The organism is Campylobacter sp. RM12637 (assembly GCF_020137645.1).
GTDB lineage: Bacteria > Campylobacterota > Campylobacteria > Campylobacterales > Campylobacteraceae > Campylobacter_E.
Map to the genome: position 1 here is coordinate 14,413 of NZ_JACGAV010000005.1, position 21,249 is coordinate 35,661.

At 26.8% G+C, this 21,249-nt stretch carries 24 protein-coding genes; 4 read left to right on the forward strand and 20 right to left on the reverse strand.

Annotation, left to right across the window (positions count from 1 at the left end; translation table 11 throughout):
- Window positions 1–49: 49 nt before the first annotated feature.
- The gene (locus tag AVBRAN12637_RS03740; RefSeq protein WP_214117523.1) at window positions 50–412 is read left to right on the forward strand and encodes a histidine triad nucleotide-binding protein; all 363 of its coding nucleotides are present in this window, start codon (window positions 50–52) and stop codon (window positions 410–412) included.
- Window positions 413–443: 31 nt separating this feature from the next.
- On the opposite strand, the gene AVBRAN12637_RS03745 is transcribed toward AVBRAN12637_RS03740, so the two are convergent.
- The 13 genes from AVBRAN12637_RS03745 to mobB all read right to left on the reverse strand — a co-directional run bounded on the left by AVBRAN12637_RS03745 (window position 444) and on the right by mobB (window position 13,282).
- The gene (locus AVBRAN12637_RS03745) at window positions 444–1,472 is read right to left on the reverse strand and encodes a cytochrome-c peroxidase (RefSeq protein ID WP_336615339.1); all 1,029 of its coding nucleotides are present in this window, start codon (window positions 1,470–1,472) and stop codon (window positions 444–446) included.
- Between the two features lie 261 nt (window positions 1,473–1,733).
- Window positions 1,734–2,927, reverse strand: a complete 1,194-nt coding sequence (locus AVBRAN12637_RS03750) for an argininosuccinate synthase (RefSeq protein WP_214150519.1) — start codon at window positions 2,925–2,927, stop codon at window positions 1,734–1,736.
- A gap of 9 nt (window positions 2,928–2,936) precedes the next feature.
- Entirely contained in the window at window positions 2,937–3,653 is a 717-nt protein-coding gene (locus AVBRAN12637_RS03755) for a transporter substrate-binding domain-containing protein (RefSeq protein ID WP_214117526.1), read from the reverse strand.
- 309 nt (window positions 3,654–3,962) lie between these two features.
- Complete coding sequence (locus tag AVBRAN12637_RS03760; protein ID WP_336615340.1) at window positions 3,963–4,658, reverse strand: substrate-binding periplasmic protein; 696 nt, start codon at window positions 4,656–4,658, stop codon at window positions 3,963–3,965.
- A gap of 9 nt (window positions 4,659–4,667) precedes the next feature.
- Complete coding sequence (locus tag AVBRAN12637_RS03765) at window positions 4,668–5,369, reverse strand: ABC transporter substrate-binding protein (protein ID WP_336615341.1); 702 nt, start codon at window positions 5,367–5,369, stop codon at window positions 4,668–4,670.
- Window positions 5,370–5,652: 283 nt separating this feature from the next.
- Complete coding sequence (locus AVBRAN12637_RS03770) at window positions 5,653–6,117, reverse strand: ankyrin repeat domain-containing protein (RefSeq protein ID WP_214120329.1); 465 nt, start codon at window positions 6,115–6,117, stop codon at window positions 5,653–5,655.
- A gap of 1 nt (window position 6,118) precedes the next feature.
- Window positions 6,119–7,546: a catalase gene (locus AVBRAN12637_RS03775; RefSeq protein WP_214120328.1), complete on the reverse strand. Its 1,428-nt coding sequence runs from the start codon at window positions 7,544–7,546 to the stop codon at window positions 6,119–6,121.
- A gap of 110 nt (window positions 7,547–7,656) precedes the next feature.
- The gene (locus AVBRAN12637_RS03780; RefSeq protein ID WP_336615342.1) at window positions 7,657–9,057 is read right to left on the reverse strand and encodes a UDP-N-acetylmuramoyl-tripeptide--D-alanyl-D-alanine ligase; all 1,401 of its coding nucleotides are present in this window, start codon (window positions 9,055–9,057) and stop codon (window positions 7,657–7,659) included.
- Window positions 9,054–9,893 carry a hypothetical protein gene (locus AVBRAN12637_RS03785; RefSeq protein WP_214117532.1) on the reverse strand — a complete coding sequence of 280 codons (840 nt, stop codon included), beginning with the start codon at window positions 9,891–9,893 and terminating at the stop codon, window positions 9,054–9,056. The genes AVBRAN12637_RS03780 and AVBRAN12637_RS03785 overlap by 4 nt, the downstream gene beginning before the upstream one ends.
- 3 nt (window positions 9,894–9,896) lie before the next feature.
- The gene (metG, locus tag AVBRAN12637_RS03790) at window positions 9,897–11,768 is read right to left on the reverse strand and encodes a methionine--tRNA ligase (protein WP_214120458.1); all 1,872 of its coding nucleotides are present in this window, start codon (window positions 11,766–11,768) and stop codon (window positions 9,897–9,899) included.
- Window positions 11,769–11,776: 8 nt separating this feature from the next.
- A complete protein-coding gene (locus AVBRAN12637_RS03795) occupies window positions 11,777–11,962 on the reverse strand; it encodes a hypothetical protein (RefSeq protein WP_214117534.1) in 186 nt (61 codons plus the stop codon).
- Window positions 11,949–12,812: a class 1 fructose-bisphosphatase gene (locus AVBRAN12637_RS03800; RefSeq protein WP_214117535.1), complete on the reverse strand. Its 864-nt coding sequence runs from the start codon at window positions 12,810–12,812 to the stop codon at window positions 11,949–11,951. The genes AVBRAN12637_RS03795 and AVBRAN12637_RS03800 overlap by 14 nt, the downstream gene beginning before the upstream one ends.
- Complete coding sequence (gene mobB, locus AVBRAN12637_RS03805) at window positions 12,812–13,282, reverse strand: molybdopterin-guanine dinucleotide biosynthesis protein B (protein ID WP_214117536.1); 471 nt, start codon at window positions 13,280–13,282, stop codon at window positions 12,812–12,814. The genes AVBRAN12637_RS03800 and mobB overlap by 1 nt, the downstream gene beginning before the upstream one ends.
- A gap of 56 nt (window positions 13,283–13,338) precedes the next feature.
- Here mobB and AVBRAN12637_RS03810 point away from each other — a divergent pair, with 56 nt between their 5' ends.
- Entirely contained in the window at window positions 13,339–13,740 is a 402-nt protein-coding gene (locus AVBRAN12637_RS03810) for a hypothetical protein (RefSeq protein WP_239803692.1), read from the forward strand.
- A 19-nt stretch (window positions 13,741–13,759) separates the two neighbouring features.
- Here the strand turns inward: AVBRAN12637_RS03810 and AVBRAN12637_RS03815 are convergent, their stop codons facing one another.
- Genes AVBRAN12637_RS03815 through AVBRAN12637_RS03840 form a run of 6 tightly spaced genes read right to left on the reverse strand, consistent with a single transcriptional unit; the run spans window position 13,760 to window position 19,122 of the window.
- Window positions 13,760–14,146 (reverse strand): hypothetical protein, encoded by a 387-nt coding sequence (locus AVBRAN12637_RS03815; RefSeq protein ID WP_214120460.1) that lies wholly within the window; start codon window positions 14,144–14,146, stop codon window positions 13,760–13,762.
- 33 nt (window positions 14,147–14,179) lie between these two features.
- The gene (locus AVBRAN12637_RS03820) at window positions 14,180–14,617 is read right to left on the reverse strand and encodes a DUF4149 domain-containing protein (RefSeq protein WP_336615343.1); all 438 of its coding nucleotides are present in this window, start codon (window positions 14,615–14,617) and stop codon (window positions 14,180–14,182) included.
- A complete protein-coding gene (locus AVBRAN12637_RS03825) occupies window positions 14,604–15,407 on the reverse strand; it encodes a HemK/PrmC family methyltransferase (protein WP_336615344.1) in 804 nt (267 codons plus the stop codon). Before AVBRAN12637_RS03825 ends, AVBRAN12637_RS03820 begins: the two co-directional genes overlap by 14 nt.
- Entirely contained in the window at window positions 15,391–16,578 is a 1,188-nt protein-coding gene (locus tag AVBRAN12637_RS03830) for a M48 family metallopeptidase (protein ID WP_214117541.1), read from the reverse strand. Before AVBRAN12637_RS03830 ends, AVBRAN12637_RS03825 begins: the two co-directional genes overlap by 17 nt.
- A complete protein-coding gene (gene abc-f, locus AVBRAN12637_RS03835) occupies window positions 16,565–18,502 on the reverse strand; it encodes a ribosomal protection-like ABC-F family protein (RefSeq protein ID WP_336615345.1) in 1,938 nt (645 codons plus the stop codon). Before abc-f ends, AVBRAN12637_RS03830 begins: the two co-directional genes overlap by 14 nt.
- Before the next feature lie 50 nt (window positions 18,503–18,552).
- Window positions 18,553–19,122 carry a hypothetical protein gene (locus AVBRAN12637_RS03840; protein WP_336615346.1) on the reverse strand — a complete coding sequence of 190 codons (570 nt, stop codon included), beginning with the start codon at window positions 19,120–19,122 and terminating at the stop codon, window positions 18,553–18,555.
- A gap of 126 nt (window positions 19,123–19,248) precedes the next feature.
- Between AVBRAN12637_RS03840 and AVBRAN12637_RS03845 the strand changes: the two genes are divergently transcribed.
- Together AVBRAN12637_RS03845 and AVBRAN12637_RS03850 are read left to right on the forward strand one after the other, a co-directional pair.
- The gene (locus AVBRAN12637_RS03845; protein ID WP_214117544.1) at window positions 19,249–19,890 is read left to right on the forward strand and encodes a thioredoxin domain-containing protein; all 642 of its coding nucleotides are present in this window, start codon (window positions 19,249–19,251) and stop codon (window positions 19,888–19,890) included.
- 56 nt (window positions 19,891–19,946) lie between these two features.
- Window positions 19,947–20,447 (forward strand): hypothetical protein, encoded by a 501-nt coding sequence (locus AVBRAN12637_RS03850; protein ID WP_336615347.1) that lies wholly within the window; start codon window positions 19,947–19,949, stop codon window positions 20,445–20,447.
- A gap of 59 nt (window positions 20,448–20,506) precedes the next feature.
- Here AVBRAN12637_RS03850 and AVBRAN12637_RS03855 read toward each other — a convergent pair whose 3' ends face one another.
- Window positions 20,507–21,247, reverse strand: a complete 741-nt coding sequence (locus tag AVBRAN12637_RS03855) for a hypothetical protein (protein WP_336615348.1) — start codon at window positions 21,245–21,247, stop codon at window positions 20,507–20,509.
- Window positions 21,248–21,249: the final 2 nt, after the last annotated feature.

Below are 21,249 nucleotides of genomic sequence, written 5' to 3' on the forward strand. Positions count from 1 at the left end.
TGTAAATTACATAAATAAACGATTAAGACTATTAAAAAAAGGAAAGAAAATGAGCGATTTAAATGTTTTTGAAAGAATTGTAATAGGCGAACTCCCATCTAGTAAAGTTTTAGAAAATGATGAATTTTTAGCATTTCACGATATAGACCCAAAAGCTCCTGTTCATATATTAATAATTCCTAAAAAAAGATTTGTAAGTTTTCAAGAAGTTGACGGTGCTACAATGGCAAAAATGACAGATTTTATTCACGAAGTTGCAAAATTATTAGGACTTGATAAAAGCGGATATAAATTACTTACTAATGTAGGTGCTGATGCAGGACAAGAAGTGTTTCATTTGCATTTTCATATGCTAGGTGGATTAAAACTATTTATCCCAAAAGTTGAAGAAAATAAAGAAGCATTATTTTAATTTAAATTCCTAGCATTTAGCTAGGAATGTTTTAATATTCTAAATCAGGTTTGATTGTTTTAGAAGTTGAAGCAGGTAAGCTAGGATATGTAATATCAGGCATTTTACCTGTTAGTGATTTTAAGAATGTAATTATTAATTGTGATTCTTCATCATTTATTTCTATTCCTAATTGGATTTTTCCCATTAATTTAACAGCTTCATCTAATTCCCAAATAGCACCATTATGATAATAAGGTGCGGTTAATTCAATGTTTCTTAATGTAGGAGCTTTAATTAAACCATCGCTATCTCCTTTAAAATCACCTATATTTGCATATTTATATTTATTAGCTACTTCAAATGCTTGTAGTGTCCCACCAAGATTAATACCTGTATGACAAGCAGTGCAACCTTTATCTATAAATAGTTTTAATCCTTGTTTTTCTTCTTTACTTAAAGCTTTTTCATTACCATTTAAAAATTCATCAAATCTTGATGGAGTTATTAAGGTTCTTTCAAAAATACCAATACTTGTAGCAATTAAATCAAAATCAATTTTTTTATCTCCATAAGCTTTTTTAAAATCATTAACATATTCAGGAATTGAAGTAATTTTGCTCACAACTTCACTTGGTATAGCTGCCATTTCTACTGATGATTGGATAGGTCCTTTTGCTTGGTCTTGTAAATGACCTGAACGACCATCCCAAAATTGCGAAGAATTAAATACAGAATTATAAACCGTTGGAGAGTTTAGATGATGTGGATTAGGAGACCATTTATGCCCTGTACTTGCTGGAACTCCATCAGTTCCACCTAAACCCAAATTATGACAGGTATTACAAGATATAATTCCACTTTTTGAAATTCTTGGGTCAAAATATAGTTTTTTACCAAGTTCAACTCTTTCTTTAGTGGTAGGATATTCTACATAATCAGGTGCGTATTGTTTAATTAATTCTTCTAAGTTGGCTTTATCGCTAGGTATAGCAACCAAACCTGCTTCTTTTGCTTCATCAATTAAACTAGCAGCATTTAAACCTACTAATAAACTTAAAGATAACATAATTTTTTTCATTATTTTCTCCTTTTAATTAAAGTAAAAAGATTATAAAGTTTTTTAGATAATAAAAAATATTATTTATATAAAATTTTATAGTTTTATAATTTATTTTTTGATAAAAAATATTATTTAATTCATCACTATGCTTTGTGTAAAAATTAAAATAAATATCGTAATAGTGTTTTGAATAGCTAGAAAATAGAATTAGATTGTATATAAAGTAAATATAGAAATAGAATAATTTTAGGTCTTAATGAAAAGACCTAAAATATTAAATTAAGATTTTTTTAGTGCTCTAATTTTTGCACTTAAGCTAAATAGTCTTATAAATCCTGCTGCATCAAATTGATTATAAACTTCATCTTCACTAAAAGTTGCAAAATCTTTATCATAAAGACTATTAGGAGAGCTTTTACTCATTGCATTGCAATTGCCTTTATATAATTCTATAATTATTTCTCCATTTAAATCTTTGCTAAATTCATTAATCGCAGCACTAATAGCAGCTCTTGTAGGGCAAAACCACTTACCATCATACACTAAATAGCTCATTTCAAGTCCTAACATAGCTCTTAATTTTAAGCTATCTCTATCAAGAACGATTTGCTCTAACGCTCTTAAAGCAGTATTTATAATTGTTCCGCCAGGTGTTTCATAGCATCCCCTTGATTTCATTCCCACAAGCCTATTTTCTACAATATCAATCCTACCAACTCCGTGTTTTGCCCCTATTTCATTAAGCTTATTTAACGCTTCGTAAGGACTTAGGCTAATATCATTTACCTTTGTAACCACACCTTTTTCAATGCTTAATTTTACTAATTCAGCTTCATTAGGAGCGATTTTTGGATTTACACTTAGACAAAAACAATCTTCATTATTAAAAGTTGTAGTATCTTCTAAAACTCCACCTTCAGTTGAAATATGCCAAGCGTTTGCATCTTTGCTATAGATTTTTTCTTTACTCGCAGTTGTTTTAATATTTTTTAACGCTAAAAAATCAAGCAAATCTTCTCTTGATTTCATATTCCAAATTCTCCAAGGAGCTATAACTTCTAACTTAGGTGCTAGTGCGTTTATAGTATATTCAAATCTTACTTGATCATTACCTTTTCCTGTAGCTCCATGTGCGATAGCATCAGCATTAATGCTTATTGCATAATCAACTAAAGCCTTAGCAATTACCGGTCTTGCCATTGAAGTGCCTAGTAAATATGTGCCTTCATATAATGCCCCGCTTAAAATTGTAGGATATATATAGTTTTTAACAAAATCTTCTTTTAAATCAACTACCACACAATCTTTTGCCCCTGAATTAAACGCCTTTTGTTTAACATCTACTAATTCATTTTTATCTTGACCCACATCAGCTACTAAAGCATACACTTCACAATCATAATTTTCTTTAAGCCAAGGAATAATTGCTGAAGTATCAAGCCCACCACTATAAGCTAAAACAATTTTTTTCATACTTTCTCCTTAATTATCTAAATCGTATTTTTGTAATAATTTTACATAAGTTCCGTTGTCTTTTAGAATTTTTAAGGCATTATTAAAATCATCTTTTAATTTTGTATTACCTTTAGCAAATGCAAAACTCACTCCATCACCTAAAATTGGTGTTTTAGCAAATACGCTAAGTTCAGGATAAGTATTAATATAGCCTTTAGCCACAGCAGCGTCTAATACAAAACCATCTATTTTTTTATTAACCGTTGCTAAAACAAAAACTATTAATTCAGAATTTAAATATGGTTTTACGCCTTTAATTTTACTAACTTCATCAGCTTGTAAAGTGCCTAATTGAGCTCCTAATTTAGCCCCTTTTGATAAATCTTCTAAAGAATTTATATTAGTATTTTCTTTTAATTTAACATAATAATTTACCCCGTTATAATATGAATTAGAAAAATCAACACTTTTTGCTCTTTGTGGGGTTTCATTCATTCCAGAAGCTATAACATCAATTTTTCCTGCTTTTAAAGCATTGATTAAACCATCAAATTCAATAGCAACAAATTCAACTTTAATATCTAGTATTTTTGCTATTTCTTCCACTAAATCCATATCAAATCCAACAATTTTACCATCTTTCATATATTCAAATGGTGCATAACCTGGAGATGTTCCTACTTTTAAAATATCTTGAGCAAAAATTTGTGCAACTAGTGCAAAACCTAAAAATAACTTTTTCATAATTAATCCTTTTAATAAAAATAAATAACTAAATTGCTTAGAGCAAAAAACTAAAATAACCTAAATAACAATGATAAAACTAACAATAATAAAAATTAACAATGATAAAATCTGGGAAATTAAAAAATAGTAGTAAGCATCAACGAAGTCTTAAAAATAATTTAGCAACACTCTTTTGCATTTTTTCTCCTTTAAAATAATTTAAATAATAATATCAATATTTTTTGTTAATGATGATAAAAAATTATTTTTTTTTGTTAATTTCGTTACGATTTGTAACAAAATTAACAAAATTTGTATTAAAAAATATCACATTTCATATTTTTCTAGTAATTTTTCATAAATTCCTTGACTTTTTACAATTTCTAAAGCCTTATTAAAATCATCTCTTAATTTAATATTACCTTTAGCAAATGCAAAGCTAGTGCCACCTTTTTCTTGTATATCTTTAAATATTTCAATTTCTTTATAGGTATTTAAGTATCCTCTAGCTACTAATTTATCAACTATAACAGCATCTATTTTGCCATTTACTAATGCTAAGATTAGATTTGAAATTTCAGAATTTAAAAATGGTTTTGCCGAAGGAATTTCATTAAGCATTGCAGCTTGAATTGAACCTAATTGCACTCCTACTACTAAATTATTTAAATCTTTAATATCAGTTCTTGATTTTAATCTTAAAAAACAATTTGAACCAGTATAATAAATATCACTAAACTCAACATTTTTTGCCCTTGCAGGAGTATTGCTAAGTCCTGAAGCTATCACATCAATTTTGCCTAATTTAACAGCACCCATTAAAGCATCAAAATCCATAGGAACAAATTCCACTTTAATATCCAATACTTTAGCTATTTCATTTACTAAATCTATATCAAATCCATATGCTTTACCATCTTTCATATATCCAAACGGAGCAAAACCAGGCGACATACCAACTTTAATTAAATCTTGTGCGAAAATTTGCATTACAAATGCTAATAAAATAATTAATTTTTTCATAATTTTTCCTTATTCCATATCATATTTTTTTATTAAATTATCATAAATTCCACTATCTTTTATAATTTTAAGTGCCCTATTAAATTCATCTCTTAACTTTGTATTTCCTTTAGCAAAAGCAAAACTAAGACCATCAGTTTTTTCTTCAGTTTTCTTAAATACAACTAAATTTTTATAATTTCTTAAATATCCTTTGGCTACAGTTTTATCTACTAAAACAGAATCAATTTTGCCACCAACTAATGCTAAGATTAAATTTGAAGTATCAGCATTTAAAAATATTTTTACATCTTTAAATCTAGCTAATATATCAGCTTGAATTGAGCCTAATTGTGCTCCTATAGTAAGTCCATTAATTTCAATAATATCAGTTCTTGAAGATTGTTTTAAAAAATAATTACTACTTATGTAGTAAAAATCACTGAACTCAACGCTTTTAGCTCTTTCTGGTGTATTTCTAAGTCCTGAAGCTATCATATCAATTTTTTTAAGTTTTAAACCACCTATTAAACCATCAAAATCCATAGGAACAAATTCCACTTTAATATCCAATATTTTAGCCATTTCATTTACTAAATCTATATCAAATCCATATGCTTTACCATCTTTCATATATCCAAATGGTGCATATGCTGGGTCAATTCCAACTTTAATCAAATCTTGTGCGAAAATTTGCATTACAAATGCTAATAAAATAATAAATTTTTTCATAATTTTTCCTTTAAAAACAATAAAACAAATTTATTTTCAAGCAAATAAAATAAAGCTATAAAGCTTAAAATGCTAAAAATAAAAAACTAAAAAAAAATAAACAATAATAAAAATTGGGAAATTAAAAAATAAGAGTAAGGGTCAATGGGCTTTAGTTAATAATACAAAAGAATTTAGATTGTTACAATTTAACATTTTATCTCCTTTAAAATTTTTTGCAAAATATATCATAAAATAGCAAATAATATTAATTATTTATAAAAAATATTATTTGCTTTAAATTTTATACTTTTTTGAAGAGTTTTAAGAGTTTTAACGTTAATTTTTTTAATATACTAGATTTTTGCGAAGCTAAATATTCAGCAATTTCAGTTCTTCCAAACATTAAGGCAAATGTATAAGGAGTCATTCCTAAACCATTGTTTTCATCAATATTCGCTCCGTTTTCTACTAGTAGTTTTACGATATTTAAATAACCTTTAAAGCAAACTCCAGCTAGTGGAGTTTGACCTTTATCATTTTTCATATCAACACTTGCACCATTGCTAATAAGCATTTGAGCGCATTCGTAAGAGCCGTTATAACAAGCCAACATTAAAAGTGTGTTTCCACGATGGTCTTTAAAATCAACATTAAATCCTGCCTTTATCATGTTAAGGAGAGTGTTGTAATCATTATTTCTTGCAAAATCCAACGCCATTTTACATAATTCATCGTATCTTGCTAATTCGGCACTACTTAATTGCATTTTATTTTCCTAAAGCTTTTCTTACGCCATTTGCATATTCAGGGCTAATTTTTTCAAAATGTGCTAGAGCTTTTGCAATGATTTCATCTTTTACACCATCAAAACTTGCTGCTAGATTTTTATATAGTCTTTCTTTTTCATCAGCAGGTAAGATATTAAATAGATTTCTTGGTTGTGTATAAAAATCATTATCAAGCGGAGCATATCTAGCTGCACTATTACCTATTGCCAAATCAGGCTCAAGATATTTAGCATTTTCACTTGCACCACCTAAAGTATTTGGCTCATAATAAGCACCATTAGCTAAATTATCACCTATACCAAAATTCATAGCACCTGCAACATTATATGTGCTAACTTCATTTCTAGCTCTATTTACAGGTAATTGATGATAGTTTGCACCAATTCTGTATCTTTGTGCGTCAGGATAGCTAAAAATTCTAGCTTGAAGCATTTTATCAGGGCTAAAGCTTATACCTGGAACAATATTACTTGGGCTAAATGCAGCTTGCTCTACTTCATTAAAGTAATTTTGTGGATTGCGATTTAATATCATTTCTCCAACTTCAATTAATGGAACAATGCTATGAGGCCATACTTTTGTTAAATCAAATGGATTAAATCCAAGTTTTTCAACTTCGTTTTCTGCAAGGATTTGAACTTTTACACTCCAAACAGGGAAATTTCCTTTTTCAATATTCTCATATAAATCTCTTTGATGAGATTCTCTATCTTTTGCAATGATTTTTTCTGCTTCTTCATTTGTTAAGCACTTAATTCCTTGTTTGGTTTTAAAGTGAAATTTAACCCAAAATCTTTCATTTTTATCATTAATAAATGAATAAGTATGAGAACCATATCCATTCATATGACGATATGATGCAGGAATTCCTCTATCACTCATAAGAATTGTTACTTGATGTAGTGCTTCAGGAGTTAAAGTCCAAAAATCCCACGCCGCATTATTGCTTCTTAAATGAGTTCTTGGGTCTCTTTTTTGAGTGTGAATAAAATCAGGGAATTTATAAGCATCTCTTAAGAAAAATGTAGGAGTATTATTACCTACTAAATCCCAAATACCTTCTTTTGTGTAAAACTTAATCGCAAAACCACGAACATCTCTTTCAGCATCAGCTGCACCTGCTTCACCTGCAACTGTTGAAAAGCGTAAGAAAAGTGGAGTAACTTCACCCTTAGCAAAAACTTTTGCTTTTGTATATTTGCTAATATCTTGTGTTATTCTTAATTCTCCATAAGCTCCACTTCCTTTTGCATGAACTGCACGCTCTGGAATTCTTTCTCTATTTTGATGAGCAAGTTTTTCAATCAACTGATAATCTTGCATTAAAAGCGGTCCCATTGCACCTGCACTAAGTGAGTTTTGATTTGAACCTATTGGGTTACCAAAATCCGTTGTTAATTGTTTCATTATATCTCCTTTTAAAAATGTGAAGTAATAATAAATAACATAGGATAATAATTGGTAAATAATAAAAATTATTATCTAAAAAATTTTTTAGCTAATAATTTTATTCTATTTTATATGAAATTAGGAGCGTCATTTGAGAATATTATTAAATCCTTTTCTTTAGTTTCATTAGCTAAAGTTTCAATTAATTTTGCTTTATCTTTTAGAATGATTTTTTTAATTTTTAAATTCTCATCATATATTCTAGCATTAGTCTCGCTTGTAATAATTGCTAAATCAAAACATTCATTAATTACTTCGCATAGTTTTTTGTTTAACTCTTCACTTGCTTCAATTATGCCTGGACTAACTAAGACTTTTTTGCCTAAATTATAATCTTTAATTATTCTATAACTATCACTCATACCATCATAATTACCATTAAACCCATCATCAATTATAAATTTTGGCTCACGAGAGATGATTTGTAATCTATGTTCTGTAGCTTTTAAATTAGCTATTTCTTTGCTAATTTGCTCGTAATTTAAACCTAAAGCCTTAGCTAGGTAAATACAAGCACATAAATTACTAGCATTAAAACTACCTAATAAATTAGCAAAATACTTTTCATCATTGCATTTAAAACTAAGCCCATCTAAACTAGCTTTTATCTCACTTAAAGCACTATCATAGCTAAAGCTCTCCCCTACACTACTATGAGTGATTGCTAATTCTAATCTAGTGCTTTTTAGGGCTTCTTTTTTAACTTCTTTAGTATTTTCTATATTTTTAAAATATTCTAAATGGGCTGTGCCAATTTGTCCTATTATTACATAATGTGGGCGGACTAATTTTGTGATTTCTTCTATATCGCCCTTTTTTCTAGCACCTGCTTCTATTATTAATAAATTTGTATTTGGGTCTAGGTTTTCATTAATATCTTTAATAAGCCCTAAAAGAGTGTTAATACTACCTTTAGCATAATGAATTTTAAAATAGTTTTGAGTAATACTAGCTAGGTAATGTTTGATACTTGTTTTACCATAACTTGCAGTGATTAATACTACTTTACAATCTTTTAAATTGCTTATTTTATTGTAAGCTTTATCATAAAAACTCTTATTTACAAAATACTCACAAATATACGAAAGTAAAAATGCAAAAATTATAATATCTAAGGTATGTGGGTCAAGTTTGTAATAAAAATGAATTGGGGTAAATACAAAAGCACCTAATAAATTAAATAAAAATAATCTCTTAATCCTAGCTGTAAATACTAAAGGTTTATCAATATTTTTTGCTAAAAAAATTAAAGCTAAAAGATAAATTATAGCCACTCCTAAGGCTAAAAAATGATTAATATCACAAGTAATTACATAGAGTAAAAATGGTGCTATTAGATAATAAAAATGCCAACGCTTTTTAGAAAAATTAAATAAAACTCTTTTAAATTTATAATTATTTAACTGCAATACTAAAGCTAAATAATAAAGCATCAAAAAAGAAAACGCAAAAGAAACTATATAAATCATAAAAATAACCCTTCGTTAAATACATTTAATTCATTAATAAATTTATTTTTATCGCCTTTATATAACATATAAGTATGATTTTTTATTTCAGTGATTTCAAATAAATTTAAATGTTTTTTGATTTCGCTAATGATTAATTCGTTATTTTCAAAAAACACAACTTTAGAGCCTTCGCTCATTTTGACTATTTCATTATTGTCATTTAAAAATATAAAATCTAATAATTTAAGATTTGAATAATTGATATTTAGTTCTTTAAATACATTGATTTTTGCAAATTGTTCTGTAAATATTATAGGTATAAAAACATTGTAATAATACTCATCATTTAATATTAAATCTTGATAAAAAAAACTAGAGCGTTTAATAATTTCATAAGAATACTTTACATTTTCATAGCTTAAGCTTAATTTATCTAAATATTCCTTGCTTGAGCAAAAGATTAAATTATTTTTTAAAATATTTTCAAAATCATAAAATAAGTCATTTTTTAAAGTAGTAATATTTAGCCTATTTAAACATTCTATGCTTAATTCATCTAATAAAACCACCCTTTTATCAATTGAATAAAACGCAAGCAATCTTGTTAAAGCAAATTCAAAATCATTTATTTTTAAAAATGCTACTTCTTTATCACTAATTGATAAATCCTTAGTGCTAATTATCGCATAAGCACCTTTTTTAATAGCTTCATTTGCCAATGCTTGTTCATTGGTAAAAAACGCACTAGCATTAGTAACGCTATTTAAATTAAGGCAAAAATCTTTAAGCCTAGAAACACTAGGCTTATTAATAATTTTTGCATTAATTAATTCTGAAAAATTAGTTATTTCCAATTTTTATCCAATCACAGCACCATTTTCACATTTAGTAAGCGGTGTTAATAAAACTAAGCTTTCATCTGAATTTTTAGCACTTAAAATCATACCTTCACTTAAATGCTTAAATACTTTTCTACTCTCTAAATTAGCAAGTAAAATAATTTGTTTGCCAACTAAATCTTTAGCATTATAATATTTCGCAATTCCGCTTAAAACTTGTCTTTTTTCAGTTCCTAAATCAAGTTGGAATTTTAATAATTTCTCACTACCTTCTACATTTTCACATTCTAAGACGGTTGCTACTTGCATTTTGATTTTTGCAAAATCATCAATTTTGATTTTTGGCTCTTTTAATTCTTGTTTTACTTCTTCTTTGCTTTCAATTTTAAGCTCAACTCTTGAGAATAAATGTTCGCATTCGTTTAAATTAAATTCTTTTTGTAAATTAAACATATCGTTATATGTTTTAGTATCAATATTTACTCCTAAAGCATTAGCTATTTTTGCACTAGCTTTTGGCATAACAGGACTTAATAAAATACTAGCATTTTTTAAAATGTTAAAAATTACTGCTAATAAGCTTTGAGTTTGTTTGCTTTCGTTGTTTTTCATCATAGTCCAAGGCTCATATTTTGAAACCATCGCATTTGCTATACTTAAAGCTTTCATAATTTCGCTTATATATTCATTCATTCTAAGCTCATTTATAGCATTTATACTTGCTTTAAAATATTCATTTGCTTTATTTAATTCTTCGCTAAATCCTGATTCAAATTCCACTTTCAAATCAAAATATTTTTTAGCCATTGATATGCTTCTGCTTAATAAATTACCTAATTCATTTACTAATTCAGCATTTATTTTATTAACCATTGCAAGTTTGCTAAAATCTCCATCATTTCCAAAAGGCATTTGAGATAATAAAAAATATCTTAAAGGCTCATTGCCAAATTCATTTTTAACATCAATAGGATTTATTACATTTCCTACACTTTTACTCATTTTTTCGCCTTCAACCGTCCACCAGCCGTGCGCTCCTATCATTTTAGGCAACTCTAAATCAAGGCTCATTAAAAAACAAGGCCAATAAATTGCGTGGAATTTTAAAATATCTTTACCAACTAATTGAATATTTGCAGGCCAAAAAGACATTTTTTCATCATTATCTAAATACCCTAAAGCACTCAAATAATTACTCAAGGCATCAAGCCATACATAAACTATATGCTTACTATCATTTAATTCATCAGGTATTTTTATACCCCAAGAAAAGCTAGTTCTAGTTACCGATAAATCCCTTAAGCCTTGTTTTACGAATGCTATTACTTCGTTTTTTTTGCTAGCTGGCATAATGCAAGTAGGATTATCTTCATACCATTTTAATAATCTATCTTGGTATTTGCTTAATCTAAAAAAATAGCTTTCTTCTTTTAAAATTCTAGTAGGCTTTTTACAATCAGGACATTTATCATTATCAAGTAATTGAGTTTTTGTATGAAAAGTCTCGCAAGATACACAATAATGACCTTCGTATTCATCTTTATAAATATCGCCTTTTTCATACATTTTTAAAAATATTTTACGAACACAATTTTTATGATTTTCATCAGTTGTTCTAATAAAATAATCATTACTAATTTCAAGTTCAGCCCACAAATCTTTAAAACTTTTGCTAACTTTATCAGCATAAGCTTTTGGGCTTTCGTTATTTTTGATAGCGCTTTCTTCTATTTTTTGACCATGCTCATCAGTGCCTGTTAAAAAGAAAGTCTCATCTCCTTTAAGTCTAGCAAATCTAGCAAGCGTATCAGCAATTATAGTGGTATATGCGTGACCTATATGAGCTTTGTCATTTACATAATAAATTGGAGTTGTAATATATGTTTTCATCTAAATCCTTAAAAATTAAAATCTTGTGAAGCACCTTGCGACATATTTTCATAAGTAGCCTTTACAAAAGCATTTCTTATATCGCACTCACAGAGCTTTTCACAATCTATACAAGATAATTTATTTTGTGTTTTTTGTTGGCAATCTTGCAAATTCTTTTTAGCAATTTGCAAATTACTCTCATAAATATTCATCTAAATATGCCTTTTCACTGATTGAACCAAGATAGCAAGGTGTGCTTGCGTGAATTGTGCTAAATTTTAAATTAAGCAAACTCTCATATCCTTTAGAGCCTTTTATCCCATCACTTGAAAATCCACCAGCTTTTTCGTAAATATAAGCGAAAGGAAATACTTCAAATAAAGCCCTAAGTTTTCCTAATTTACCATCATTTAATGTAGCTTCGCTTGTATTTGGATATGAAAACAATCCCCCACCTTTTATTAAAATCTGATGTAAATCACTAACCATAGCACCGCTATATCTTAAGCGGTATCCATCACTAAATATTTTATCAATCATTGCTTTATGAGCCTTGCTCCAATCTTTTTGAGTGCCGCCTGTTGCGTTTAATTTACCTTTTTCATTTAGTTTTAAATCTTTTAAGAATTTAAATTCTTTTCCATCATATTCATATAATTTTGGCTCATTTATACAAACTACTAATTGGGTTCTAGGACCATAAATTGAATAAATAGCTGCTTTTAAACTATTAGGCTCTGCAGTATTTTCATAGATAGCAAAAATACTTCCTACTGCAAAATTAACATCAAATAAAGAAGAGCCATCAAGTGGGTCATATGCAACTATATATTTTGCATCATCGTATAAAAATTGTGGATTTTCTTTTTCTTCACTGATAATTGCTTTAATTGAGCCAATTTTACTAAGCTCGTTTGTAATTATCATATCGCTTAATACATCTTGTTTTAATTGTAAATCCCCACTAGCATTGCTTAATTCTGTATAGCCATATTCAGGGTTATCAAAGCTTTGCTTAATCTTTAAAACGCTTTGTTTTATAGCTTCTATTATTTCTTGCATTAAATCTCCTTAGCATTATTCAAAACAAATTCACTAATACTAGCAATATCATCTAAATTAAATTGCTTTAAACCATAATCTTTATTAGAATAACTAGCTAATGCTAAAGAATATTCTAAATAACTCTCATCAACTTCTTTGCAAAACACACATAATCTTGGTAAAGGCAAACTTTTAAGTCCTTCAACTAAAACAATATCAGCACTAAATTGCTTTATTATTTGCTCTATTTCTAAGCTTTCGTGATAAAAAATAGTGGTTTTTACAGGACTTAAAACTGCAACTTCAGCACCCGTTTGATAGAATTTAAAACTATCTTTACCATTCGTATCAAATACTGCTTTATCTTTTGGGTCGTGCTTAATTATTGCTACCTTTAAGCCAAGCTTTTGTAAATGCTCTGAAATTTTACAAATTAGTGTAGTTTTGCCCGAATTTGATGGGCCAGTAAATGCGAATGCTTTTTTCATTGATTAACCTTTTTTATTAAAAATTATAAATTTATAAATTAAACGAAAGAGAAGTAATGAAAAAAGCTTTATTTTTAGTAATTTTGATATGTTTTACAGCTTGTGTTAGGCAAAATGATGAATTTTATAATTCAAAAGAAGAAATAATGTTAAGGTCTTATTATGTAAATGATTGCATTATTAGTTATTTAGGAGTTAAGGATAATAACGATTATTTTGTGATTGCTAGTAAAAATGAAATTGAACATATAATAATTGAAGGGTATTTGGTTCAATTTTTAAAACTGCCAAAAAATGAATTTAATTTGCCTTATAAAAATGATTTTTTATATTTTTACAAAATAATAAATACTGCTAGTAAAAAGACAAATATTGATATGGAAATTACTTTAAATAATGAAGAAACAAGAAGCGTTAAAATACAAAGAATTTCAAAATCTCTTGAATATCAATTTTAAGGGCTAAAAACCCTTAAAATTACGCTAATAATGATGCTATTTGAGTTTGGTTAAAATTAACTTGTTGAGCGTTTTTAAAACTTTCTTCATTTTGCTTTAAAAAATTAGCGTTTAATTTAGAAAAATCTTCATTTTTAAATCTATCGTTATTGTTATTTGCTGTTTTTAAACTATTTTCTATTTTTTCTAAATCATTTTTCAAATCAACTTTATTTGTATTATTATTTTGAATTTTTGAAATCATTTCATCTTGTTGAGTGCTGATTTCTTGATATTTTTTCTCGCTTAATTTTTCTTCACTTACTTTTTTCTCATTTAATTGTTCTACCGAAGTATCTTCAACTTTTTGAGTAGGTTTATTTTGAGCCATTAAGACATTGCTTTGTATGTTATTGTTAATTTGCATACTAAACTCCTTTTAAATTTTGCCGATTATAGCCTATTTTTCTTTTTTCTTAGTAAAAAATAATATTAATTGTAAAATAACCATAACTTTAAAAATCATTTCACTTTGCTTATGATTATCATTAAAATCTTTACTATCAGTAACACCTAAAGCCTGCATATCAAGCACATTAGCTGTATAATAAAATACGAATACTAAGGCAAAAATCAAAATTATTAGGCTTAAAATTGGCTTTAAACTAAATAATTTATTTGAAATACTTTCATAAATAATATTTAAAAAGCTTACGAAAAGTAACAAATAATTAAATTTTACAAACACTTGTGTCATCAAAAGTCCGCTTTGAAAGTGACTTAAAATCCCATCTCCAATAATTGCACTAGGATAAAAAATAATAGGAGCAACAACAATTCCTATGAATAATTCTACAAAAATTATTCCAGCTAATAAAAAATCATTAATTTTTTTCATAATTTAACCTTTCTGCTATAAAAACTCTATCAAAACCATTTAAATCTTTATAAAAACTAGCCTTAAAATTCTTTTCTTTTAGATAATCATTTAGGATTTCTTTTTGATCATATCCAAATTCGCACATTAAAAATCTCACATTTTCTAAATAACATTTATCAATTATTTTAAATAATATCTCATATCCTTTTTTACCACCAAAAAGCGCTGTTTTAGGCTCTTTTAATACTGATTTATCTAAATTATATTCGGTGCTAATATATGGAGGATTTGAGATAATTAGTTCATAGTCTTTAAAATTAACTTTCATAAAATCGCTAATAAAAAAATCACAATTTACATTATGCAATTTAGCATTTTCATTAGCTAGTTTTAAGGCTAATTTGTTTATATCACAAGCTTTTATATTTGCTTTTGTAAATAATTTTAAAAATATACTAATAATCCCACTTCCAAAACCTATTTCAAAAATATTTTTTATATTATTTTGATTTATTAGATTTATTGCTAAATCTATTAATATTTCAGTATCATTTCTAGGAATTAACACTCCTTTAGCACATTTAAATTCTAAATCTTTTATATAAGTTTTTGAGAATATGTATTGCAATGGAGTGCCGTTTTTGTATTCGTTTGCAATACTTAAGAGTTTAATTTTATCGCTTGGATTTATCACATTTGCCCTTGCGACTGAATACTCAAGCATTGAATATGAAAAATACTCCATTATAATCTGTCTTGCAATTACTTCATTGCTTAGGGCTTTTAATTCGTTAAATGTGGCTATCATTTAATGCACTTATTCTTCTACTTAAACTCGGATGAGTTTTATAAATCATTTCATAAATAGCGTTATGATCTAGCAAGGCTTTATTATGAATAGCTAATACCTTTAAAGCACTTATCATATCATTTTTGCTAGTTTTTATTGCTCCGTGTTTATCTGCACTAAATTCATTTTTTCTTGAAATAGAATTTAAAATAGGACTTAAAATAAACGAAATTGCCGAGCCTACCATAATAAAAGCAAACAACGGGCTAGATACAAAGCCTTCTAAATTAAATTGATTTTCAAAAAAACTTGAAAAATATCCAAAAAACGCAAAGGTAATTAATAGATTTAAACCACTTATAAAAAGCATTTTTAAAATATCTTTATGTTTAAAATGCCCTAATTCGTGAGCTAATACGGCAAGTAATTCATCTTTACTCATAGCATTGATTAAAGTATCATAAAGAACTACTTTTTTTGCTCCGAACATACCCGCAAAATAAGCATTAAGTCTAGTATCGTTTTTACTAGCGTCCATACTAAATACCCCATTACTTTTAAAGCCACATTCATCTAATAATTTTGCAATATCATCTCTTAATTCACCTTCTACAGGGCTTAATTTATTAAACAATGGAACTATAAAATTAGGATAAATAACCATAGCTAAAAGACTAAAAATAAATAAAATAACAAAGCCACCTATCCACCAAAACTCGCCTAATTTAGCAATAGCAAAAAGCAAAATATAAACTAAAGCTCCACCTATAATTACTAATAAGATTAATGATTTTAAAAGGTCTTTAAAATACATTTTAGGAGTTTTTTTATTAAAGCCGTGCTTAGTATCAACAACCATAGTTTTATAATAATCTAAGCAAGTTAGAATGCAAGAATTTATAATAAAATACAATAAAACTAAAATAGTATTATCAAGCAGTGAATTAGGCTCAAAATGAACCTTTAATACATTAAATAACACCAATATAAATACGCAATTTAAAATAAGTGCTAAAAAATTATTTAGTATTGAAAATTTATGCTCAACTATAGCTATATTTTTAAATTCTATAAATTGCTCATCACTTAAAAAACCTTTATTTGTTTTTGTTTTAATATGATTTATTTCAAGTAATTTAAGTATTGTTTCAATCACAAAAATTACACTAATTATACTAATTATCAACATTTTCTAACCTTTCTGTAAGTTCTAAAACTTCGTAATACTCATTTTCTAAAAGCTCTAATTCCTGATTTAAATTCTCAAGTCTTTCATTAAGAGCTAATATCCCATATTTTTCATATTTTGTAGGGTCGCTTAAGTATTCATTTAATAATCTAATTTCTTTTTCAATCTCTTCAATCTTAACTGGGTGTTCTTCTAGGATTTTATTTTGTTTATAGCTTAATTTTACGCTTTTTTTACGCTCAACTTTTACTGGTTTTTCTTTATCATTTTCTATTTCGCTATTTAACTCGCTTAATTCATCGTTTAATTCTAAAAGCTCACTAAATTTCATAGTTTCAATTTCAATTGATTGATTTGAAAAGGCAAAAAGCTTAGTAGCAAGTCTATCCGTAAAATATCTATCATGACTTACAAATATCAAAGCACCTTTAAAATCCATTAAATACTGCTCTAAAATATTAATCGTAGCAATATCTAAATCATTAGTAGGCTCATCTAAAATTAATACTTCATAATCTTTTGTAAAAAGTTTTGCTAAAGCCACCCTACTTTTTTCGCCACCACTAAGTGAGCCGATTTTATAAGTAAGTTGTTCTTTAGGAAATAAAAAATGCTTTAAATATCCATATACATGCATATTAGAGCCTTTCACATTGATAGTATCACCGCCATTTGGACAAAAATACTCAATCAAAGTTTCATCATCTTTTAAATCACTTTTTTTCTGGTCAAAATATCCTATATTTATCTCACCTTTTTTAATAAAACCACTGCTAGGGCGAAGTTTTTCAAGTAAAATTTGTAAAAAGCTAGATTTTCCACAGCCGTTTTTGCCTACAATTGCTATTTTTTCACCTTGTAAAATCCTTGCATTAAATGGCTTAAATAATAATTTTTCGCCTAGCGTTAGGCTAATATCGTGTAATTCAAAAAGCATTTTTTTCTTATTTGCTATGAGTGGATTTGATTTTATATCACTTGCACGGGCAAGCTCAACTTTTAGTCTATTCAAAATACTAGGATTTTTTTTAGCCTCTTCACGCATTTTAAAAATACGCTCTTTTCTGCCTTCATTTCGCTTAAGCCTTGCTTTTACCCCACGACGCAACCATTCTTCTTCGCTTTTTAATTGTTTTACTAAGGTTTCATAGCTTTTATTAAGGCTCTCTAGCAATCTTGCCTTAGCTTGTAAATAATTTGAATACCCACCTTCAAATTCTCTTAATTTTGCATCTTCTATTTCTACGCATTTACTTGCAATATTGTCTATAAAATATCTATCATGACTTATAAAAATAACACATTTTTTACTAGCTTTTAGCATATCTTCAAGGTATTTACACATAGTTACATCTAAATGGTTCGTAGGCTCATCTAAAATCAAAACATCAGGAGATTTAAGCAACATACAAGCAAGGCTTAATCTTCTTAATTCCCCACCACTAAGACTTGCTAGATTTCTATTTATAAAACTACTTAATTCAAATTCTTTTAAAGCTCTATTTATTTTGCTATCAATACTCCAAGCGTCCTTGCTCTCTATTAAATCAAATAAAATTTGTTGTTTTTGTAATAATTCTTTATCATTTGGATTAGTTGATAGTTTAGAATTAATCTCATTATATTCGCTTAAAGCATTAAAAATATCGCCTAATTCTAATTTAATATATTCATCTACACTAAGATTATAATCTATATTAATGCTTTGAGAAAGCATAGAAAAATTTATACTTGAATTAATCAAAACCCTACCATTATCAGGTTCTATTTCTTTAGTAATTATTTTTAAAAATGTAGATTTGCCCTGCCCGTTTTTACCTATTATTGCGATTTTTTCGCCATCGTTTATACTAAAATTTACATTTTTTAAAATAACTTTTTCGCCGTAAGCTTTATCAATATCAATACAATCTATTAAAATCAATTTAAATAATCCTTAAGTTTTTTAAAGGCTAGTATTCTAGCCTTTAAAGATTATTTAACATCTACATCAAAATAAATTTCAACTTCTTCGTGGGTTTTCTTTCCGTGAAGTGCCGAGATTTGTTTATCAGTTGAAAGTGCTGTGAATGCTTCAGTTGTATTAAAATCAGTATTCATATTGATTACTCCTTTTACAACTAATTTACCATCAGTTACACTATAAGTCATTGGAATTTCTTTTGTAATATCATTAAATGTGATTACACCTGTAGCACTACCACTTGTTTCATCACCTTTTACATCTTTTAAACTAGCTTCAATTTTGCTATTTTTTAGATTTGCAATATAAGTTCTATGGATATTGTTTTCACGAATTTTATCTTTTGTATTTTCGTTAGCAAAATCCATACTTGCTTTAGTTCCGTTTAAAATATCTACAACAGAGCCACTTGTTTTGCTAAATTCAAATTTAGCATCATCAATAACACCAGGAACACCTAATTTTTTTTCCATTTTAAAGCCAACAAAATGAGCTTTTACACTAGCTTCATCAATAGTAATTGCATAAGCACTTGAGCCTAAAATCGCAGTAGCGATGATTGAAGAAAATATCTTTTTCATTTTTTTATCCTTTTTTTTAAATTGAACCATTATTATACGATATTTTGTTAATCATTATCATTTCTAATAGAAAATTTTTATTAATTAAAATTTTATATATTTATGCAATTTTTTTAAGGAGAAAAAATGTTAAAACAAATTAAAAAGTTAGCTTTAGTGTTGCTTGTTAGTTCAAACTTATTTGCCTTAAGTGAAGGTGTAGAATACAATGTGCTTGAAAATCCAATCCCAAATTCTGATAATTCTTTAACAGAAATATGGTCTTATCAATGTTCGCATTGTTATTTACACCACAATCACAATACTTTAGGACTAATAAAAGAGCAATTAAAAGATTTAGATATTAGATTAATGATGGTAAAAACTTGGGGAAAATTTGGTCAAGAAATGGCTAATTTACTTGCATACGCACATTATCAAGATGAAAAAAATAAAATTAGCTTGATTGATAAAAATAGCCTATATGATAAAATTAGTAGCGTTTATTTTGTTGAAATGTTTAAAAATAAATCAACTTGGAATAATAATCCTGATGAATTTTATAAATCTGGTCTAAGTATTCTTGGAATTTCAAAGAAAAAATTAGAAAGTTTCTTGCAAAGCCCTGAAGGAAAATATTTATTAAGCTCAACTGATATTGCAAATGAAATTGCTAATACTTACGGAACTCCAACTTTTATTGTAAATGGAAAATATGTAATCAATTTAGCTTATGCAAAATCTCCACAAATGCTTATAGATATGATAAACGAACTATCTAAAAAATAAGGATTTACTTAGGTAAATCCTAAATATTTCTAATACTTGTATTATGAAGTAGTGAAATGTTGCATAAAATTATAAAACTCTTACAATATTTATCTTATTATTTATCTTGGTTATGCGTAGTTGTTGGCTTGATTGAACTTTTTATGGGCTTTAATTTTGCTTATTATTTTATATCTGCAATTTTGCTTTCTGCTATTTATGGAAGTATTAAAAAGAGATTAGATGAGATTAAATTTAATAAATACTTTTTAATAATTTTAGCTTTAGTATCTGCTTATAAATACTATGAATTTTTTATAAAAGAGCCAAATGACTTAATAGTAAAAATCATAAATGCTAATAAAACTTGCCTAGAAAATCAAAGATATTGCATAATAAATGAAGTTACTACAAAAGAACTCAACGCTGTATTACTAGATAAAAACAATGATGAAATTCTTAAATATCTAAAAGAATATGGATTTAGAAAAAATGAGAAAAATAATATGCTGTATTTTCAAGATACTATTTATAAAAACCCAGTTGATATAGCAATAAAATTGCAAGATATCAAATAAATAAAATATATTATAAAGCAGATAGAAAATAAATCTACTTTACACAAAATAAGCAAATCCTACTTATATAACTTATAATGAATTTCTTGGATTACTTTATCTTTATAAATTAAAGCTATGAAAATAGTCTTACCAAACACTACATTTTTATAACAAATATTAGCATTTTTATAACACCTTAGCATTTTAAATTCTTTAAAATATTCATAAACTTCATAAGGGCTTTTATCCTTTATGTTTTTATTAAGTGCATTGATTAAATTAATATCATCTAATAAAAAATAATCATCAAAATTAATCTTTTTAGCCTTTATAATCTGCATTACAAGTTCATTTGGCTGTTTTAAAAAATAATCATAATATTTATAGACGCAAAATACTAGTAAGATAGCTAAAATAAGTGCTTGGTATTTAATTGTATTTTTACCAACTAATTTATAAATTATGAAAAATAAAATCGCATAAATAATGTCTAAAATAAAATCATTTTTTACATAAAGATTAAATAAAGCATTAGCTAAGGCAATAAACATTATATAAAATGAAAAATATTTTAAAACACTAAAAAATCTATCTTTTAAATATATTTCAAAGTTTTTTAATCTTTTAGAAATTATATAATAAAGCATAAAAGATAGGCTTAAAATTATCAAATAAATTATAAAATCCAAGTGATTATTAAAACTCAATGGATTTATATAGATTAAATAAAACAAAGCTAAAGCTACGAAAAAGAAAAACCAAGCTAGATAAAAAAGTATATTTTTTATAAATACAATAAAATCATTTTTAAAAGTCATAT

What these genes read in the sequence shown, in the direction of transcription:
- AVBRAN12637_RS03740 (WP_214117523.1), top strand. Translation starts at nt 50, where the DNA reads ATGAGCGATTTAAATGTTTTTGAAAGAATTGTAATAGGCGAACTCCCA.
- AVBRAN12637_RS03745 (WP_336615339.1), bottom strand. Translation starts at nt 1,472, where the DNA reads ATGAAAAAAATTATGTTATCTTTAAGTTTATTAGTAGGTTTAAATGCT.
- AVBRAN12637_RS03750 (WP_214150519.1), bottom strand. Translation starts at nt 2,927, where the DNA reads ATGAAAAAAATTGTTTTAGCTTATAGTGGTGGGCTTGATACTTCAGCA.
- AVBRAN12637_RS03755 (WP_214117526.1), bottom strand. Translation starts at nt 3,653, where the DNA reads ATGAAAAAGTTATTTTTAGGTTTTGCACTAGTTGCACAAATTTTTGCT.
- AVBRAN12637_RS03760 (WP_336615340.1), bottom strand. Translation starts at nt 4,658, where the DNA reads ATGAAAAAATTAATTATTTTATTAGCATTTGTAATGCAAATTTTCGCA.
- AVBRAN12637_RS03765 (WP_336615341.1), bottom strand. Translation starts at nt 5,369, where the DNA reads ATGAAAAAATTTATTATTTTATTAGCATTTGTAATGCAAATTTTCGCA.
- AVBRAN12637_RS03770 (WP_214120329.1), bottom strand. Translation starts at nt 6,117, where the DNA reads ATGCAATTAAGTAGTGCCGAATTAGCAAGATACGATGAATTATGTAAA.
- AVBRAN12637_RS03775 (WP_214120328.1), bottom strand. Translation starts at nt 7,546, where the DNA reads ATGAAACAATTAACAACGGATTTTGGTAACCCAATAGGTTCAAATCAA.
- AVBRAN12637_RS03780 (WP_336615342.1), bottom strand. Translation starts at nt 9,057, where the DNA reads ATGATTTATATAGTTTCTTTTGCGTTTTCTTTTTTGATGCTTTATTAT.
- metG (WP_214120458.1), bottom strand. Translation starts at nt 11,768, where the DNA reads ATGAAAACATATATTACAACTCCAATTTATTATGTAAATGACAAAGCT.
- AVBRAN12637_RS03795 (WP_214117534.1), bottom strand. Translation starts at nt 11,962, where the DNA reads ATGAATATTTATGAGAGTAATTTGCAAATTGCTAAAAAGAATTTGCAA.
- AVBRAN12637_RS03800 (WP_214117535.1), bottom strand. Translation starts at nt 12,812, where the DNA reads ATGCAAGAAATAATAGAAGCTATAAAACAAAGCGTTTTAAAGATTAAG.
- mobB (WP_214117536.1), bottom strand. Translation starts at nt 13,282, where the DNA reads ATGAAAAAAGCATTCGCATTTACTGGCCCATCAAATTCGGGCAAAACT.
- AVBRAN12637_RS03810 (WP_239803692.1), top strand. Translation starts at nt 13,339, where the DNA reads ATGAAAAAAGCTTTATTTTTAGTAATTTTGATATGTTTTACAGCTTGT.
- AVBRAN12637_RS03815 (WP_214120460.1), bottom strand. Translation starts at nt 14,146, where the DNA reads ATGCAAATTAACAATAACATACAAAGCAATGTCTTAATGGCTCAAAAT.
- AVBRAN12637_RS03820 (WP_336615343.1), bottom strand. Translation starts at nt 14,617, where the DNA reads ATGAAAAAAATTAATGATTTTTTATTAGCTGGAATAATTTTTGTAGAA.
- AVBRAN12637_RS03825 (WP_336615344.1), bottom strand. Translation starts at nt 15,407, where the DNA reads ATGATAGCCACATTTAACGAATTAAAAGCCCTAAGCAATGAAGTAATT.
- AVBRAN12637_RS03830 (WP_214117541.1), bottom strand. Translation starts at nt 16,578, where the DNA reads ATGTTGATAATTAGTATAATTAGTGTAATTTTTGTGATTGAAACAATA.
- AVBRAN12637_RS03840 (WP_336615346.1), bottom strand. Translation starts at nt 19,122, where the DNA reads ATGAAAAAGATATTTTCTTCAATCATCGCTACTGCGATTTTAGGCTCA.
- AVBRAN12637_RS03845 (WP_214117544.1), top strand. Translation starts at nt 19,249, where the DNA reads ATGTTAAAACAAATTAAAAAGTTAGCTTTAGTGTTGCTTGTTAGTTCA.
- AVBRAN12637_RS03850 (WP_336615347.1), top strand. Translation starts at nt 19,947, where the DNA reads ATGTTGCATAAAATTATAAAACTCTTACAATATTTATCTTATTATTTA.
- AVBRAN12637_RS03855 (WP_336615348.1), bottom strand. Translation starts at nt 21,247, where the DNA reads ATGACTTTTAAAAATGATTTTATTGTATTTATAAAAAATATACTTTTT.